This window comes from Streptomyces sp. NPDC057638 (assembly GCF_042800315.1).
Lineage (GTDB): Bacteria > Actinomycetota > Actinomycetes > Streptomycetales > Streptomycetaceae > Streptomyces.
This window is the reverse complement of record NZ_JBHVHF010000605.1, coordinates 1-1400: the sequence shown is the minus strand read 5'-3', so window position 1 is coordinate 1400 and position 1400 is coordinate 1. Positions and strand designations below refer to the sequence as shown.

Below are 1400 nucleotides of genomic sequence, written 5' to 3'. Positions count from 1 at the left end.
GCCCGGACGCGTGAGAAGCGTCCGGGCGGCGGTCTTCCGTACGGTGTCGGCGGGGCGCGGCGGGCTTGGCGTCCTCGGCCGGTTCACGAGGGCGCGGCAGGCTCAGGGGTTCGGCGGGCGCGGCAGGTTCTGCGGCCTCGGGGCGGCTGAGGCGGCTCAGAGGGCGAAGAAGGTCGCCACCAGGATGCCGCCGCCCGATATCGCCGCGATCCAGCCCAGCCGGGAGAGGCCCAGCGCCCAGCCCAGCAGTACGGAGGCGATCAGCAGCGAGCCGCCCAGCGGCAGCCAGGCGTGCAGCACCCCGCCGGTGTCCTCGCGGATCACCTCGCCCGAGTCCGGCCGCACCACCACCGGCACGGTCTCGCCCTTGTTCACGGCGACCGAGTTCTCGATGGTCAGCCCGGAGCGGGCCGGACCGCTGCCGTCGGGGCGGTAGCGGCCCGTACAGTCGTCGTCACCGCAGCCGGTGACGGTGAAGGAACCGCTCTCCCGGTCATCGGCGAACATCACGTGCTGGGCCGTCTCCCACGATGACCAGCCACCGGCCACCAGCAGGAACAGGGTGACCAGGCCCAGCAGGATCCGGCGGACGGGCGAGACGGGTTGGCTCATGGGCCTGGATCCTTCGGCAGGCGGCGGGCGGGGTCAACCTCGGGTGCGGACGGGGTGCGGACGGCCCCGGGAACATCAGGAGTCACGGTCCCGGGAACAGCACGCGTCACGGCCCCGGGAACATCAGGAGTTGTAGAAGCTCTGGGCCCGTTCCAGACCCTCGCTGACCAGCGACTCCACCGAGTCGGCCGCACGGTCCACGAAGTACGCCAGCTCCTTGCGCTCGGCCGTGGAGAAGTCCTTCAGTACGAAGTCGGCGACCTGCATCCGGCCCGGCGGGCGGCCGATCCCGAACCGCACCCGGTGGTAGTCGGGCCCCATCGCCTTCGTCATCGACTTCAGCCCGTTATGGCCGTTGTCGCCGCCGCCGAGCTTCAGCCGCAGCGTGCCGTAGTCGATGTCCAGCTCGTCATGGACGGCGATGATGTGAGCGGTCGGGACCTTGTAGAAGTCGCGCAGCGCCGTCACCGGACCGCCGGAGAGATTCATGTACGAGGCGGGCTTGGCCAGCACCACCCGGCGGCCGGCCGGACCGGGCGGGCCGATGCGCCCCTCCAGGACCTGTGCCTGGGCCTTCTGCGCCCGCTTGAAGGAGCCGCCGATCCGCTCGGCCAGCAGATCCACCACCATGAAGCCGACGTTGTGGCGGTTGGCCGCGTAGCCGGGGCCCGGGTTGCCGAGGCCCACGATGAGCCAGGGGGCGTTCGCTTCGGTCGTCATCGCCAGCTCTCCTCGTGGGCGGTCCGCGCGTTCACAGAGTGAGCCGCCGTCCGTGCCCAGGGCACGGA

At 71.4% G+C, this 1400-nt stretch carries 2 protein-coding genes; both read right to left on the bottom strand.

Annotation, left to right across the window (positions count from 1 at the left end; all coding sequences use genetic code 11):
* Positions 1-156: 156 nt before the first annotated feature.
* Positions 157-612: a hypothetical protein gene (locus ACFVIM_RS35145; RefSeq protein WP_384310449.1), complete on the bottom strand. Its 456-nt coding sequence runs from the start codon at positions 610-612 to the stop codon at positions 157-159.
* A gap of 123 nt (positions 613-735) precedes the next feature.
* The gene (gene pth, locus ACFVIM_RS35140) at positions 736-1332 is read right to left on the bottom strand and encodes an aminoacyl-tRNA hydrolase (RefSeq protein ID WP_384310447.1); all 597 of its coding nucleotides are present in this window, start codon (positions 1330-1332) and stop codon (positions 736-738) included.
* Positions 1333-1400 lie beyond the last annotated feature (68 nt).

Bases quoted from the DNA above. Each gene is read 5' to 3' on its own strand.
- ACFVIM_RS35145 (WP_384310449.1), bottom strand. From the start codon at position 612: ATGAGCCAACCCGTCTCGCCCGTCCGCCGGATCCTGCTGGGCCTGGTC.
- pth (WP_384310447.1), bottom strand. From the start codon at position 1,332: ATGACGACCGAAGCGAACGCCCCCTGGCTCATCGTGGGCCTCGGCAAC.